Origin of the sequence: Tardiphaga sp. P9-11 (genome assembly GCF_008329525.1) — a bacterium.
GTDB lineage: Bacteria > Pseudomonadota > Alphaproteobacteria > Rhizobiales > Xanthobacteraceae > Tardiphaga.
Genome location: NZ_NPKQ01000002.1, coordinates 63,507 through 78,015, shown reverse-complemented (window position 1 = coordinate 78,015; position 14,509 = coordinate 63,507). Strand labels below are relative to the sequence as shown.

Annotated in this window: 14 protein-coding genes and 1 riboswitch; of the genes, 12 read left to right on the top strand and 2 right to left on the bottom strand. The window is 62.2% G+C overall.

The window, feature by feature from the left end:
* Window positions 1–16: 16 nt before the first annotated feature.
* The 9 genes from argS (at window position 17) to serS (ending at window position 9,697) form a co-directional block, all read left to right on the top strand.
* Window positions 17–1,810 carry an arginine--tRNA ligase gene (argS, locus tag CIW50_RS06660; RefSeq protein ID WP_149530511.1) on the top strand — a complete coding sequence of 598 codons (1,794 nt, stop codon included), beginning with the start codon at window positions 17–19 and terminating at the stop codon, window positions 1,808–1,810.
* 105 nt (window positions 1,811–1,915) lie between these two features.
* On the top strand, window positions 1,916–3,397 hold the full coding sequence (locus CIW50_RS06655) for an SPOR domain-containing protein (RefSeq protein WP_149530510.1): 1,482 nt from the start codon (window positions 1,916–1,918) through the stop codon (window positions 3,395–3,397).
* A 46-nt stretch (window positions 3,398–3,443) separates the two neighbouring features.
* Window positions 3,444–4,469 carry a beta-N-acetylhexosaminidase gene (gene nagZ, locus CIW50_RS06650; RefSeq protein WP_149530509.1) on the top strand — a complete coding sequence of 342 codons (1,026 nt, stop codon included), beginning with the start codon at window positions 3,444–3,446 and terminating at the stop codon, window positions 4,467–4,469.
* Window positions 4,466–5,293: a segregation and condensation protein A gene (locus CIW50_RS06645; RefSeq protein ID WP_116663576.1), complete on the top strand. Its 828-nt coding sequence runs from the start codon at window positions 4,466–4,468 to the stop codon at window positions 5,291–5,293. Before nagZ ends, CIW50_RS06645 begins: the two co-directional genes overlap by 4 nt.
* 21 nt (window positions 5,294–5,314) lie before the next feature.
* Window positions 5,315–6,445: an SMC-Scp complex subunit ScpB gene (scpB, locus tag CIW50_RS06640; RefSeq protein WP_149530508.1), complete on the top strand. Its 1,131-nt coding sequence runs from the start codon at window positions 5,315–5,317 to the stop codon at window positions 6,443–6,445.
* 141 nt (window positions 6,446–6,586) lie between these two features.
* Window positions 6,587–6,826, top strand: a complete 240-nt coding sequence (locus CIW50_RS06635) for a twin-arginine translocase TatA/TatE family subunit (protein WP_092142544.1) — start codon at window positions 6,587–6,589, stop codon at window positions 6,824–6,826.
* 84 nt (window positions 6,827–6,910) lie between these two features.
* A complete protein-coding gene (tatB, locus tag CIW50_RS06630) occupies window positions 6,911–7,450 on the top strand; it encodes a Sec-independent protein translocase protein TatB (RefSeq protein WP_149530507.1) in 540 nt (179 codons plus the stop codon).
* Entirely contained in the window at window positions 7,447–8,259 is an 813-nt protein-coding gene (gene tatC, locus CIW50_RS06625) for a twin-arginine translocase subunit TatC (RefSeq protein WP_149530506.1), read from the top strand. The genes tatB and tatC overlap by 4 nt, the downstream gene beginning before the upstream one ends.
* Before the next feature lie 133 nt (window positions 8,260–8,392).
* Window positions 8,393–9,697 (top strand): serine--tRNA ligase, encoded by a 1,305-nt coding sequence (gene serS, locus CIW50_RS06620; protein ID WP_149530505.1) that lies wholly within the window; start codon window positions 8,393–8,395, stop codon window positions 9,695–9,697.
* Window positions 9,698–9,717: 20 nt separating this feature from the next.
* Here serS and CIW50_RS06615 read toward each other — a convergent pair whose 3' ends face one another.
* Complete coding sequence (locus tag CIW50_RS06615; RefSeq protein WP_149530504.1) at window positions 9,718–10,218, bottom strand: hypothetical protein; 501 nt, start codon at window positions 10,216–10,218, stop codon at window positions 9,718–9,720.
* Window positions 10,219–10,470: 252 nt separating this feature from the next.
* Between CIW50_RS06615 and surE the strand changes: the two genes are divergently transcribed.
* The gene (gene surE / locus CIW50_RS06610) at window positions 10,471–11,238 is read left to right on the top strand and encodes a 5'/3'-nucleotidase SurE (protein WP_149530503.1); all 768 of its coding nucleotides are present in this window, start codon (window positions 10,471–10,473) and stop codon (window positions 11,236–11,238) included.
* 26 nt (window positions 11,239–11,264) lie between these two features.
* On the opposite strand, the gene CIW50_RS06605 is transcribed toward surE, so the two are convergent.
* Entirely contained in the window at window positions 11,265–11,642 is a 378-nt protein-coding gene (locus CIW50_RS06605; RefSeq protein WP_149530502.1) for a response regulator, read from the bottom strand.
* Window positions 11,643–11,935: 293 nt separating this feature from the next.
* On the opposite strand from CIW50_RS06605, the gene CIW50_RS06600 reads away from it, so the two are divergent.
* Both CIW50_RS06600 and CIW50_RS06595 read left to right on the top strand, forming a co-directional pair.
* A complete protein-coding gene (locus tag CIW50_RS06600) occupies window positions 11,936–12,586 on the top strand; it encodes a protein-L-isoaspartate(D-aspartate) O-methyltransferase (protein WP_246664184.1) in 651 nt (216 codons plus the stop codon).
* Between the two features lie 107 nt (window positions 12,587–12,693).
* The gene (locus CIW50_RS06595) at window positions 12,694–14,100 is read left to right on the top strand and encodes a M23 family metallopeptidase (protein ID WP_149530501.1); all 1,407 of its coding nucleotides are present in this window, start codon (window positions 12,694–12,696) and stop codon (window positions 14,098–14,100) included.
* Window positions 14,101–14,270: 170 nt separating this feature from the next.
* A riboswitch (cobalamin riboswitch) is annotated at window positions 14,271–14,482 on the top strand.
* The last annotated feature ends 27 nt before the right edge of the window (window positions 14,483–14,509 follow it).

Below are 14,509 nucleotides of genomic sequence, written 5' to 3'. Positions count from 1 at the left end.
CGGTTCCTGTACAGCCATGGCCACATCCGCTCCAACCCCGCATCTGTTCGCCAACGTGCTCACGCGTGTTCACGCGATCTGCAATGCCCTCATGGCCGAGGGCGTTCTGCCGGCTGGCATCGATCTGTCGCGCGTCGTGGTGGAGCCGACCAAGGACGCGTCGCATGGCGACATGGCAAGCAACGCTGCGATGGTACTGGCGAAGGAAGCCAAGGCCAAGCCGCGCGACCTCGCCGAAGCGATTGCCGCAAAGCTGCGCACGGACGAACTGGTGACCTCCGTCGATGTAGCTGGTCCCGGCTTCATCAACCTCACCCTGAAGACGACCGCTTGGGCAAATGCGCTGCGCGCGGTGCTGCGCGATGGCGATGCCTATGGCCGCAGCCTCGTCGGCGCCGGTGAGAAGGTGAATGTCGAATATGTCTCGGCCAATCCGACCGGTCCAATGCATGTCGGCCATTGCCGCGGCGCCGTGTTCGGCGATGCACTGGCGAGCCTGCTGTCAACGGCGGGCTACGACGTCACCCGCGAATACTACATCAACGACGCCGGCGCGCAGGTCGATGTGCTCGCGCGCTCGGCATTCCTGCGCTATCGCGAGGCGCTCGGCGAAACCGTCGGCGAAATCCCGGAGGGGCTTTATCCAGGGGACTATCTGGTTCCGGTCGGACAGACGCTGGCCACCGAACACGCCGGCGCGCTCAATCAGATGACCGAGGACAAGTGGCTGCCGATCGTGCGGCCCAAAGCCATTTCCATGATGATGGAGATGATCCGCGGCGACCTCGCCGCGCTCAACATCACCCATGAAGTGTTTTTCTCGGAGCGTTCGCTGATCGATGGCGGCACCGACATGGTCGGCGCAACCATTGAATTCCTGCGCGGCAAAGGCGACGTCTATATCGGCCGGCTGTCCCCGCCGAAGGGTAAGCCCATCGACGACTACGAGGACCGCGAGCAGACGCTGTTTCGCGCCACGGCCTACGGCGACGACGTCGATCGTCCGCTGCTGAAATCTGACGGCGGCTACACGTATTTTGCGTCCGATATCGCCTATCACAAGACTAAGTTCGACCGCGGCTTCCTCAACATGGTCGACGTCTGGGGCGCCGATCACGGCGGCTATATCAAGCGCGTGCAGGCCGCGATCAAGGCGGTCACCGCGGGAAAGGCCGAACTCGACGTCAAGATCGTGCAGCTCGTGAAACTGCTGCGCAACGGCGAGCCTGTGAAGATGTCGAAGCGCTCGGGTGATTTTGTCACCTTGCGCGAAGTGGTCGACGAGGTCGGTTCCGACGCCGTGCGCTTCATGATGCTGTTCCGCAAGAACGACGCGGTGCTGGATTTCGACCTCGCCAAGGTCATCGAGCAGTCCAAAGACAACCCGGTTTTCTACGTCCAGTACGGTCACGCCCGCGGCCATTCGATCTTCCGCAATGCGCGGGAGATGCTGACCGACCTGCCTCTGGAAACCGAGGCGCGGGTTGCCTATCTCAAGAATGCCGTGATGGAGCGGCTCGACGATCCCGCTGAGCTGAGCCTGATGCGGCAGCTAGCATTGTACCCACGAATGATTGAATCCGCGGCGACGGCGCACGAGCCGCACCGCATCGCCTTCTATCTGTATGATCTCGCCAGCGAATTTCACGCGCTCTGGACGCGGGGGCGTGATATGCCTCATTTACGCTTCATTATCACTAATGATGCAGAACTTACCAAAGCGCGATTGGCACTTGTCCAAAGCGTCGTCTCAGTCCTGGCTTCGGGCCTCGCCGTTCTCGGCGTCACCGCACCGGACGAGATGCGATAGACAGGGGACGACCGTTCACATGGGGATCTGTGGGCGGTTCTTGATAGCGGCTGTTTCGTTTGAAAAGCGGGTTGGCGGCTTTCCCGAAGGGGATGCGACATCACAATGGCTAATCGATACCAGAACCGACCTTTCCCAGCGGATGACGATTACGGACGCGATGCTCAATCGCGCACGAAGGGCGAGGGCGATCCACTCGCAGAACTCGCACGGCTGATCGGACAAACCGACCCGTTCGCCAGCAACAGCCACCCGGCGCCCGCGCCGCGTCAAGCTGAACCGGCCTATCAGGACGAGCCGGAATATGAAGAAGAACCCGTGCAGCCCGGTCCGCCGCCGTGGATGCAGCGTGCGGCAGCCCATGAGTCGCAGCAGCAGGAATTCGAGGATCGTCATCCGGTGCAGCGTTACGGCGCTCAGCATCAGGAGCCTCAGCGTTTGGAGCCGGAGGCCGATTATCATCAGGTGCCGGGCTTTGCCGCCCATGCGGACCATCAGGCGCACGACTATCATGGTCAGTACGATCAGGCTCACGAACAGCCCGATCCCAATCGCTACGACGATGCGCTGTATGGCCGCGCCGACGGTACGCGCGCGCAGCATCCGCAGGACGATCAATACCAGGACGATCCCTACGCCTATCAAGACGGCTATGCCGAGCAGGAAGAGGCGCCGAAACGTCGCGGCGGCATGGCGACTGTCGCGATCGTGCTGACGCTGGCCGTTGTCGGTACCGGCGCTGCCTTCGCCTATCGCTCATTCATGGGGTCGGCGCGCACCGGCGAACCGCCGGTCATCAAGGCCGAGCCTGGTCCGAACAAGATCGTTGCGCCGTCCGCAACGGCATCTGCTGACGGAAAGCCGATTCAGGATCGCCTCGGTGGCGCGCCCGAGCGGCTAGTGTCGCGCGAAGAGCAGCCCGTTAACGTACAGGACGCCACAAAGGCTGGTCCGCGTGTAGTGTTTCCGCCGCTGAACCAGAATGCCAACCCGCCATCCACAGCCAGCGTGTCGCCAGGCAACAAGCCCATGGTCGGCAACGGCGCGATGCAGGGCGATGAGCCCCGCAAGATCCGTACTTTTGCCGTCAAGGGCGATCAGTCTGACGCCGGGGCCACGCCCGCCGCGCGTCAGGCGCCAGCCCGCATTGCAGCTCCGGCAGCGGTTCCTGCAGCCGCGCCCGCTGCGGCACCGCGCGCGACCAATGCCAACGCATCGGTCAGCGCCCCGATGTCGCTATCACCGCAAGCCGCGCCTCAGGCTGTAGCTGCTCCTTCGGCGCCCTCACGTATGGCCTCGACCAACCCGACCCAGCAGGCGGCCCCGGCGGCCTCCGGCGGCGGCTATGTGGTTCAGGTGTCGTCCCAGCGCTCGGAGGGTGATGCGCAGGCGTCGTTCCGTGCCCTGCAGACCAAGTTCCCCTCGGTGCTCGGATCGCGGGCTCCGCTGATCAAGAAGGCCGACCTTGGCGACAAGGGGACTTATTATCGGGCCATGGTCGGACCGTTCGGCTCGCAGGACGAGGCCTCGCAAGTCTGCGGGAACCTGAAATCTGCCGGCGGACAGTGCGTCGTCCAAAGGAATTAACGGCCGTTTCCTTGACCGTGAGCGTTGATGGGGGCTAATCGGCCCCATGAGCACACGCGCATTCATAACCGGTGTATCTGGACTGGAGCTGACCGCTGAGGAGCGCGCATTTCTGCGCGCCGAGCGGCCGTGGGGTTTCATCCTCTTCAAGCGCAACATTGATAATCCTGCCCAAGTCGCTCGACTTGTGGAGGAAATGCGCGGGACGACGGGTGACCTCGATGCGCCGATCCTGATCGATCAGGAAGGCGGCCGGGTGCAGCGCCTTGGGCCGCCACACTGGTCGCTCTATCCGCCCGGCGCTGTGTTCAGCACGCTTTACGATATAGACCCGAAAGCGGGTCTCAGGGCGGCCTGGCTGAGCTCCCGGCTCATCGCGGCCGACCTTGTGGACCTTGGCATCACCGTGGATTGCCTGCCGCTGGCGGACGTCCCGGTGGAAGGCGCTGACGCCGTAATCGGTAATCGCGCTTATGGCACGGAGCCCGGCAAGGTCGCGATCATTGCCCGTGCCGTGACCGAAGGTCTGTCGCAAGGTGGCATTCTACCGGTCCTGAAACACATTCCTGGCCATGGTCGGGCCACGGCCGACACCCATTTCAAATTGCCGATCGTGGATAGCTCGAGGAGTGAGCTCGAAGCTTCTGATTTTGAAGCATTTCGTCCACTCGCCGACCTGCCGATGGCGATGACTGCACATGTTGTGTTTAGCGCTCTGGACGCCACCCAACCGGCCACGACTTCTGCGACAATCATTGAACAGGTGATTCGCGGCAGTATCGGGTTCCAAGGTTTGTTGATGAGTGATGACGTGTCCATGAATGCCCTGGCGGGATCCATCGCGGAGCGGACGCGCGCGATCGTCAGCGCCGGATGCGACATGGTCCTGCATTGCAACGGCAAACTGGACGAGATGCGCGACGTCGTCAGCGAGACCCCGGTTCTGGTCGGGAAGGCGCTTGAGCGCGCCAAGGCAGCCGTGGCTGCCCGCCGTCAGCCGCAGCCGTTCGACCGCGCTGCAGGGCGCGCGGAACTGGATGCCTTGATCGCTCGAGCAGGAGCAAGTGCATGAGCGCAGAGATTTTGTCGTTTGAAACCGGATTGCCGGCCGAGGTCGTTCCCGACGACGAGCCGTCGCTGGTCGTCGACGTCGAAGGTTACGAAGGACCGCTCGACTTGCTGCTCGCATTGGCGCGTCAGCAAAAGGTAGATCTGCACAAGATCTCGATTCTGGCGCTGGCCGACCAGTATCTGCTGTTCATCGAAGCCGCGCGGAAGATCCGTCTGGAACTCGCCGCCGACTATCTGGTGATGGCCGCCTGGCTGGCGTTTTTGAAGTCGCGCCTGCTGTTGCCGGACACGACCGTGCCGGGCGAGGGCCCGAGCGCCGAGGATATGGCAACTGCGCTGGCCAACCGCCTTCGCCGGCTTGAAGCCATTCGCGAAGCCTCGAACCGGCTGATGACCCGGCCGCAGCTCAACCGCGATATCTTCCCGCGCGGCCTTGCCGAGGGGATCGCCGAGATCAAGCATCCGCGTTTCACGGCAACGCTCTATGACCTGTTATCGGCCTATGCGACCCAGCGTCAGGCCCGCGTACTGACGCGCGTGCATCTCGCCAAGCGCACCGTCTGGTCTCTCAGCGAAGCGCGTGCGTCGCTGGAGCGGCTGGTCGGCATGGCCGAGGACTGGAGCCGTCTCGACGAATATCTGCTGGCTTACGTTGCCGACCCCGCGCAGCGCGCGACGGTGATGGCCTCAAGTTTTGCGGCTGCACTTGAGCTGGTCCGTGAGGGCACGCTCGACCTCAGTCAGAAAGAAGCATTCGCGCCTTTGTATTTCCGCAAGCACATCGCCCAGCCTGTGCAGGTGGAGCCGGAAGTTCCGGCCGAGTAAGTGGAAGAAGGAGATCCAGACATGGCAAGCCTCGCCGAGAAACGCATCGACGATGTCGAGGATCAGATCGTGCAACCCGAGGGACAATCCGAAGTCCAGTCGGAGGCGCGCCCCGAAGAATTGCGCCTGCTCGAAGCGCTGCTGTTTGCGTCCACCGAACCGCTCGACCAGTCGGCGCTGGCCAAGCGCATGCCTGATGGCGTCGATATCAAAGCGGCGCTGGCCCGGTTGCAGGCCGACTATGCCATGCGTGGCGTCAATCTGGTCCGTGTCGCCAACAAGTGGACGTTCCGTACCGCCGGCGACCTGTCGTGGCTGATGACTCGCGAGACCACCGAGACCCGCAAGCTGTCGCGTGCGGCCATCGAAGTGCTCGCCATCGTCGCCTATCATCAGCCGGTGACGCGCGCTGAAATCGAAGACATTCGCGGCGTCATCACCTCGAAGGGCACCCTCGACGTGCTGCTGGAAACTGGCTGGATCAAGCCGCGCGGCCGTCGCAAGACGCCGGGCCGGCCGCTGACCTTCGGCACCACCGAGAGCTTCCTGTCGCAGTTCAGCCTGGAGGCACTCGGCGATCTGCCCGGTCTCGAAGAGCTCAAGGGCACGGGTCTGCTGGATTCGCGTCTGCCCTCCGGCTTCAGCGTGCCCAACCCGTCCGACGATCCGACGCTCCGCGAGGACGAGGATCCCTTGGAGGGCGGCGATCTGGAACTGGCGCTGTCGGCGCCCGATCCGGAATTCCCGGAACTGCAGCTCAAGGAACCGGAAACCGGCGCCGTCGAATTCGCGGGTGAGGCCCAGGCATTTGCGGAGGCCAAGGTTGAATTCACCGAGGTGGCTGAATTTACCGAAACAGTGGATGTCGTGGAGCCGGCGAGTGAAGTGGCCGAAGTCGCGGAACTCGAAGCCGGTGATCTTGATGTGATCGCGCCCGAGCAGGCCGAGACTGAAGCCGAAACGGCCGAGGTCGCAGAGGACAAGTCGGACGAAGACGAGACCGCAGAGCCCGAAACTGCTGAACTCGACGACGATGAAGACGATTCTGACGACGAGGAAGACGGCGACTTCGACGAGGACGAGCGGGACGAAGATGAGCCGGATGACGCAGAGCCGGACGCAAGCGGCCGGGACGACGACCACAAGAGCTGATCGCGGCATTAACGCTCGCGGCATAGCGCCGCGACATCCGCGATTCCACGGGGGGTAAGTCCTTGTTTTTGACACCCCCGCAGCCTACGTTCCGATCAGATCAGGCTGGGCGACTGGCCGCGTGTTTGGAGGGTTAGCAGGATGGGTTCACTCAGCATTTGGCACTGGATCGTTGTGATCGGAGTGGTCCTGCTGTTGTTCGGGCGCGGCAAGATTTCCGACCTGATGGGCGACGTTGCGCAGGGCATCAAGGCGTTCAAGAAGGGCATGGCGGACGACGACAAGCCGGCTGACAAGCCGACCGAGCCGGTCCGTACCATCGACCAGACTCCGCCGGCGCCGACCGCCAACCGTACAGACGTCGGCAGCAAGGCTGTCTGAGGTCCCAAGGGATTGTCCTTGGCGATCGCGGCGGCCATTGAAGGAGACGCGGGCGCATCCAGCCCCGCGTGAGCGGAATTTTTCATGTTCGACATCGGGTGGAGTGAACTGGTCGTCATCGCGGTCGTCGCGCTGATTGCCATCGGCCCGAAAGAACTGCCGGGCGTGCTGCGCATGGTCGGGCAGTGGATGGGCAAGGCCCGCAAGATGGCCTCGGAATTCCAGGGCCAGTTCAATGAAGCGATGCGCGAAGCCGAAATGGCCGACGTCAAAAAGGCCTTCGACGACGTGAAGGATGTTGCCTCCGGTTTCAGCACCAACAACATCATGACCTCGCTGACCAAAGACGTCAGCGATGCCAATTCTTCAGTCGATATGGCCATCGATAAGGCCGACAACCTCGATACGCCGCCGGCGGTGCCCACCACGCCCGAAGCGCCGACACCCGAGACCTTCGTTGAAGCCGAAACGCATGCGCAGGAAATGGCTGCCGTGAACGAGCCGTTGGCCATTACCCGGGAAGTGCAACCGGCGCCGGTTGAAACCCACACTGCCGCCAATGATGGGGTAGCAGCGTCCGATATGACCAATCCTGACGTTCTGAAGGACGCCAAAGCGTCATGAGCGCGGAAGATATCGAAGCCTCCAAGGCTCCCTTGATGGATCACCTGATCGAGTTGCGGTCACGGCTGATCAAGGCCCTGCTGGCGTTCGCCGTGGCCTTTGTCTTCTGCTTCTTTTTCGCCAAGCAGATCTATAATGTTCTGGTCTGGCCGTTCGTCTGGGTCGCCGGGCCCGAGAACTCAAAATTCATCTACACGGCGCTGCTGGAATACTTCCTGACCCAGCTGAAGCTTGCGATGTTCGGCGCCGGGTTCATCTCGTTTCCGGTGATTGCCGCGCAGATCTACATGTTCGTGGCGCCCGGCCTCTACAAGCACGAGAAGGGCGCGTTCCTGCCATATCTGATCGCGACGCCGATCTTCTTCGCGCTGGGCTCGCTGCTGGTTTATTTCCTCGTGCTACCGATGCTGATCCGGTTCTCGCTGGGCATGCAGCAGACCGGAAGCTCCGATACCGCGCAGATCGCGCTGCTGCCCAAGGTCGGCGAATATCTGTCGCTGATGATGTCGCTGATCTTCGCCTTCGGCATCGCCTTCCAGCTGCCCGTGATCCTGACGCTGCTCGGCCGCATCGGCATCTTGACCTCGAAGCAGCTACGCGAAAAGCGCCGCTACTTCATCGTCATCGCTTTCGTTATCGCGGCCGTGTTGACGCCGCCCGATGTGATCAGCCAGGCCTCCCTCGCGATCCCGCTGCTAATCCTCTACGAAGGTTCGATCATTGCGGTCAGCATGGTCGAGAAGAATGCCGCCAAGGCCGCTGCTGCCAAGGCTGCTGAGACCGGCACGGACGTGACGCCAGCGCAGTAGGGGCGTTCTCAAGCGACACTGCCGATCCATTTGATGTTCCAAATCAGCGGGTTTCGGGGTAGTCAGGGCCGCGTTGACCTCCGCCATCGACGGTGTAGGTCAACATTCCAGCGCCATCGCCAGGACTTTCTCCATGCACGACATCAAATCGATCCGCGACAATCCCGAAGCTTTCGACGCTGCGCTGAAGCGGCGGGGATTGGCGCCCCTATCGGCGTCGTTGCTGGCGATCGACGAGACCCGCCGTACGGCGATCCTGGCATCCGAACAGGCGCAAGCGCGGCGCAATGCGGCGTCGAAGGAAATCGGCGAGGCCAAGAAGACCAAGGACGAGGCGCGCGCTAATGCGCTGATGGCCGAGGTCACCGAACTCAAGACGACGATGCCGGCGATGGAAGCCGCGGTGAAGGACGCCGAGGATAAGCTCAAGGTCGCGCTTGCCGAAATCCCGAACCTGCCGCTCGACGAGGTGCCGGAAGGCGTCGACGAGCATGGCAATGTGGAGCACCATCACTTCGGCGCCAAGCGCAACTATGCCTTCGCGCCGAGAGCGCATTATGACCTCGGCGAGGCCATGGGCTTCATGGATTTCGAGGCTGCGGCCAAACTCTCGGGCGCACGTTTTGTCGTGCTCAAGAAAGGCCTCGCGCGTCTGGAACGTGCCATCGGGCAGTTCATGCTTGATCTGCATACGAACGAGCACGGCTATACGGAAGTGAATCCACCGCTCCTGGTGCGCGATGATGCGATGTTTGGTACCGCGCAGCTGCCGAAGTTTCGCGACGATCAGTTCGCCGCTGGTGCGATCGGTAGTGAAGGGCAGGGTTACTGGCTGATTCCGACCGCCGAAGTCCCGCTGACGAATCTCGTCCGAGAATCCATTCTCGACGAAAAAGAACTGCCGCTGCGCATGACGGCGCTGACACCGTGCTTCCGTGCCGAGGCTGGCGCTGCCGGCCGCGATACGCGGGGCATGATCCGCCAGCATCAGTTTACCAAGGTCGAACTGGTCTCGATCACCACGCCCGAGGAGAGCAAGAACGAGCACGAGCGTATGCTGTCCTGCGCCGAGGAAGTGCTGCGCCGGCTTGGCCTGCATTACCGCGTGATGACGCTGTGCACCGGCGATATGGGCTTCGCTGCGCAGAAGACCTACGATATTGAGGTCTGGATGCCGGGCCAAGGCGAAGGCGGTGCCTATCGCGAGATTTCGTCCTGCTCGGTTTGCGGCGACTTCCAGGCACGTCGCATGGATGCGCGCTCGCGTGGACCGGACGGCAAGCCGCGCTTCGTGCACACGCTGAATGGCTCGGGCACGGCCGTTGGCCGCGCGCTGATCGCCGTGATGGAAAATTATCAGCAGGAAGACGGCTCGATTGCCGTGCCGGATGTGCTGCAGCCCTATATGGGCGGACTCAAAGTCGTGCAGGCTGACTAGGCGACGTCACGGCTAGCCGCTCACGCGCGGCTGGCCGTTACCAGCGCGCATCTGGCTTTCTCGGCCTTGATGTTGACGAAGCCCATCAGTGTCATCGGAAACGCCTTGCGGCTTTTCGTGCTGACGGTCTCCGCGATGACGCGGCGGCGCTCCGTGACGTAGCGCCCATCCCGACTGCGGAAGGCGCAGGCGATTTCGAGGTCCTTGACCGGATAGTCATTGGCGTTGCGCACGGTGAAGGTCATGAGTGCCCGCGAGCCGAGGCCGCCACGGCGGAACGACTGGCGGGAGAGGCTGAGACGGTTGAGCTCTGCGGCATCAGGAACGCCGACGAGTTGCGAAGGCGCGGGGGTGGCGATGTCTTGTTCTTCTGGGTCATCAGGTGCTGCGATGACCGCCGTATTGAGAGTGAGTTCTGGCTTGGTCTCGGCCAGCCGGAGAGGCAGTAGCCACCCCATCAGAGCGACAACCGCGATCGCCGGCAATCCGATGATCAACACCCGTTTGAGCTGTTTCGCCATCTCCGTCGCCCTGTGGGGCGCTGCGACCAAGGCCATCCGGGTCGAGCGCACATGCTTCAGACGCAACTGGCACTCACCTACCTAAACAAGAAATCGCGGCGACGCCGAAATGTTCCGGCCTGCGGGAAAATCACTTTTCCGGGCGCTGGCTGCGCACAAACAGCGCCCAAAATGGGGGTGGCAAAAGCGGGCACATGCTGGCAAAAACCGGTGCCGGCCAGCGGCCCTCCCGATCGAAAAGGCACCTCACGAATGCGCATTCTCTGCACCAATGACGACGGCATTCACGCCCCCGGCCTGAAGATCATCGAGCAGATCGCCAAGGAATTGTCCGACGACGTCTGGGTGGTGGCGCCCGAGCTCGATCAGTCTGGTGTGTCGCACTCATTGTCGCTAAACGATCCGCTGCGGCTGCGCGAAGTCGGCCCCCGGCATTATGCCGTGCGCGGCACGCCGACCGACTGCGTCATCATGGGTGCGCGTCATATCCTAAAAGACAAGCAGCCCGATCTCGTCTTGTCCGGCGTCAACAAGGGCCGCAACGTCGCCGAGGACGTGGTCTATTCCGGTACCATCGCCGGCGCGCTCGAAGGCACCATTCTCGGTTTCCCGTCGGTGGCGCTGAGTCAGGAATTCTCGATGGAAACGCGTCACAATCCGCAATGGGAGACCGCGCTGAAATTCGGTCCGGACGTGCTGCGCAAGGTCATCAAGGCGGGCGTGCCGAAGAACACGGTGATCAACGTTAACTTCCCGGCCTGCGCGGCCGACGAGGTGAAAGGTGTTGTCGTCACCCGGCAGGGCAAGCGCAATCAGGGCTTTCTGCGCGTCGATGAGCGGCGGGATGGCCGTAACAATCCGTATTTCTGGATCGGTTTCGAGCGCATCGTCGCCGCGGAAGCCCCACTGGAGGGCACCGATCTCGCAGCCCTTGCTGCGCGCTACGTCTCGGTCACGCCGCTGCGTCTCGATCGTACGGACGATGTATTCTCCGAAGCGCTGACCAAGGCGCTTGCCTGAGATTTCGAGATAAGCGAGGGGCTCGCCTAAACCGCGACGCCCTTAAGCGTCGTGGACAGCACCTGCGCCAGCGTTTCCATCTGGAAAGGCTTCTGCAGCGTCGGGCGGTCACGAAATTCTTCCGGCAGGCCTTGCGCACCGTAACCAGTCGCGAAGATGAACGGGCGGTTGCGCGATGCGATTACTTCGGCGACCGGCGAAATCACCTTGCCATTGACGTTGACGTCGAGGATCGCAATCTCGAATTTGGCAGACCCGGCTAGCCTGATTGCTTCGTTGATGTCACCGGCTTCGGCGGCCACGCTGTAGCCGAGTTCCTCAAGCATATCGGCAACCATCATGCGGATCATGACCTCGTCTTCGACAAGGAAGACGGAGCCGCCCGGCGGGTTCGTTGCAGTCATGGCCGGTTTCCTAGCCCCAATCTTCTGAACAAAATCGCAAATTCCCGGGTTGAACGCAATCTCGACGCATTGCCATTTTCGTGACCCAAAGACGCATGTAGCGTGTTCGGTATCAGATAAAGCAAGAACTGGATTTCAGCACCCCGCCCATAACAGGCTGGTATGTTGCCGGTTCCGCGCGTGGAACAATAAAAGTTTTCGTTAGGCTATCCCGGTTCCGATCGCAGAAATACATCAATCTATCTTTGCTAGATCGAGAGTGTTTCTAACCCGGTGCTGCGTGAGGCATTTCCATGATTACCGTCGGACAGCCGCCTGAACAGATGACGTTTCAGCTTGGTCTGCGGCGCCGTGGGATCAGCGATCGGCTGGTGCTGCGCGCAATGGAGGATATTCCGCGTGATCGCTTCGTCGAGCCGAACGATCGTGCCCATGCCTGGCGGGATACGGCCTTGGCTATTGCCTGCGGCCAGACCATCAGCCAGCCCTTCGTGGTGGCCTATATGACCGAACAACTGCAGTTGAATGCTGGTCACCGTGTACTCGAGGTCGGCACGGGATCGGGCTACCAGGCCGCGATCCTGTCAAAGCTCGTCCGCAATGTGCTCAGCATCGAGCGTTATCGCACCCTGGCCGATGCCGCCCGAACCCGGTTGGAGGCACTCGGCCTCCATAATATCGAGGTCATGCTCGGGGATGGCCTCAATCCGGCTGCCAATTTGGGATCGTTCGACCGGATCGTCGTGACCGCCGCCGTGGAGGAGGTGCCCGTGGCGCTGACCGACCGGCTTGAGGACGGCGGTATTCTGATTGCGCCGGTTGGTCCTCACAATGGCGTCCAGACCCTGGTCCGGATCCGCAAAACCGGGGATGGATTGGAGCGAAAGGAGCTGGTGGACGTGCGTTTTGTGCCAGCGCTTCCGGGCATCGCGCGCGAACTCTGAAAAAAGTTCGTGAACGGCTGTCACGTGTTGGTCGCAAGGTTAAAGGCTTGGTAACGGAGACGGTGTTTACTCAATTCAGTTGTTTGTTGCGTATGAGTGAGTAACCAATGTCCAGCGTTGTCGAGTTGCTTTACTCGCGCCGCGCTCCGCAGGTCGCGGTGCTGGCGCTGATGTCTATCGGTTTTGCGGGCTGCAGCGCCGATATGCAGACACGCCTATCTCAGAATCCAAGTTTTGACTCGGGTCAGTCCCGTGGCTTTGGCTGGCAAGGCGAAACCACCGGCTCGGTGCCGCAGCGAGCGCCACGCGCGCCGGTCGAGCGCCAGGAGCTGCCGCAGTATCAGCGTCCGGCCTATAATCCGCAGCCGCAGTATCAATCCCAGGCTTTGCCGCCGCCGATCTCGGCGCCGCAGTCCTATCCGACAGCTCGTCCAGTTGCGTCGGCTGCTCCCGTCAGCGGGGGCGGCAACGGTATGTATACGCCGCCGCCCGCACGCGCGCCGATCGAAACCACCGGCTCCACGGCGCCGCGCTCGGTTGCGGCGACCAACGGCCTTGCCCGTGATGGTGGCACCTCGATCATCGTCGGCACCAGTGATACGCTCGATGGTCTGGCAAAGCGCTACAACGTCTCGTCGGCTGCGATCCTGCAGGCCAATGGCTACAAGGGTCCGCGCGCGCTGTCGCCCGGTCAGTCACTGATCATTCCGCGCCAGGGCGCCGCGGCAATTCCGGCCGTTGCCGCTGCTCCGAGCAAACCTGCCGTTGGCGCATCGACCACTCATTTCGTCAATCGCGGCGATACGCTGATGAGCATCTCGCGCCGGAACAACGTGCCGGTGGCCGAACTCGCGCGCGCTAATGGTTTGTCACCGACTGCCCAATTGAAGCTCGGCTCCAGGATCACGGTACCCGGTGCGCGTACGGCCACCGCTGCTCCCGTAGCCGCACCGCTTGCTGCGCCGGCTCCGGCAGCTGTTGCCGCGGCGCCTGCCGGCGCTGTCACGACCGCGCCGGTAACTCGTGTCGCTGCTACCGAACCCGCACAAAAGGCGCGTCTCGCAAGTGCGACGACGATGCCCGAAGAAACCACAACGGAATCGCCGACTAAAGCCGCAGACGCAACCGGCGCTTTGCCGACGTTCCGTTGGCCGGTACGCGGCCGCGTGGTCACAGGCTACGGCGCCAAGACCAATGGCAAGTCCAATGACGGCATCAACGTCGCCGTGCCGGAAGGCACGCCGATCAAGGCTGCCGAAGATGGCGTCGTTGCCTATTCCGGCAATGAGCTCAAGGGCTACGGCAATCTGGTTCTCGTTCGTCACTCCAACGGGTACGTCACCGCATATGCCCATGCGAGTGAGTTGATGGTGAAGCGTGGCGAGACCATCAAGCGCGGTCAGGTGATCGGCAAGTCCGGCCAGTCCGGTGAAGTCACTTCGCCGCAGCTTCACTTCGAAATCCGCAAGGGCTCGTCGCCGGTTGATCCGCTGCAGTTCCTCAACGGCGCGTAAGCGCAATCCACGAAGTGTAGTTCGCATTTGATCAAGCCCGGCCTCGTGCCGGGCTTGATGCGTTTGATCTCGGGGCTACGGCCCACTCCGGCTCCGGAATCTTCAACGCGCTGCTGCGTGTGGGCAGAGTTCGTCCGCGCACGCTCTGTTGACTGCCGTGCGATGTTGCCCATATGTGAAGCTGTCGTGGTTCTTCGGGAAGGTTTGCCCGAAGCTAAGAGGGAAGCCGGTGAGGCGTTAAGCCAAGGCCGGAGCTGCCCCCGCAACTGTAAGCGGTGAGCCGCTGTCCATTAAAGTCACTGAGACCTGCAAAGGTTTTGGGAAGACCGGACAGCAGCATTGACCCGCGAGCCAGGAGACCTGCCCCGACAACATAAACGTCCTCGGGCGGGGTGTCCCGGTGGTGCGG

What these genes read in the sequence shown, in the direction of transcription:
- CIW50_RS06595 (WP_149530501.1), top strand. Translation starts at nt 12,694, where the DNA reads ATGTCCAGCGTTGTCGAGTTGCTTTACTCGCGCCGCGCTCCGCAGGTC.
- serS (WP_149530505.1), top strand. Translation starts at nt 8,393, where the DNA reads ATGCACGACATCAAATCGATCCGCGACAATCCCGAAGCTTTCGACGCT.
- scpB (WP_149530508.1), top strand. Translation starts at nt 5,315, where the DNA reads ATGGCAAGCCTCGCCGAGAAACGCATCGACGATGTCGAGGATCAGATC.
- argS (WP_149530511.1), top strand. Translation starts at nt 17, where the DNA reads ATGGCCACATCCGCTCCAACCCCGCATCTGTTCGCCAACGTGCTCACG.
- CIW50_RS06655 (WP_149530510.1), top strand. Translation starts at nt 1,916, where the DNA reads ATGGCTAATCGATACCAGAACCGACCTTTCCCAGCGGATGACGATTAC.
- tatB (WP_149530507.1), top strand. Translation starts at nt 6,911, where the DNA reads ATGTTCGACATCGGGTGGAGTGAACTGGTCGTCATCGCGGTCGTCGCG.
- surE (WP_149530503.1), top strand. Translation starts at nt 10,471, where the DNA reads ATGCGCATTCTCTGCACCAATGACGACGGCATTCACGCCCCCGGCCTG.
- CIW50_RS06645 (WP_116663576.1), top strand. Translation starts at nt 4,466, where the DNA reads ATGAGCGCAGAGATTTTGTCGTTTGAAACCGGATTGCCGGCCGAGGTC.
- tatC (WP_149530506.1), top strand. Translation starts at nt 7,447, where the DNA reads ATGAGCGCGGAAGATATCGAAGCCTCCAAGGCTCCCTTGATGGATCAC.
- CIW50_RS06635 (WP_092142544.1), top strand. Translation starts at nt 6,587, where the DNA reads ATGGGTTCACTCAGCATTTGGCACTGGATCGTTGTGATCGGAGTGGTC.
- CIW50_RS06605 (WP_149530502.1), bottom strand. Translation starts at nt 11,642, where the DNA reads ATGACTGCAACGAACCCGCCGGGCGGCTCCGTCTTCCTTGTCGAAGAC.
- nagZ (WP_149530509.1), top strand. Translation starts at nt 3,444, where the DNA reads ATGAGCACACGCGCATTCATAACCGGTGTATCTGGACTGGAGCTGACC.
- CIW50_RS06600 (WP_246664184.1), top strand. Translation starts at nt 11,936, where the DNA reads ATGATTACCGTCGGACAGCCGCCTGAACAGATGACGTTTCAGCTTGGT.
- CIW50_RS06615 (WP_149530504.1), bottom strand. Translation starts at nt 10,218, where the DNA reads ATGGCGAAACAGCTCAAACGGGTGTTGATCATCGGATTGCCGGCGATC.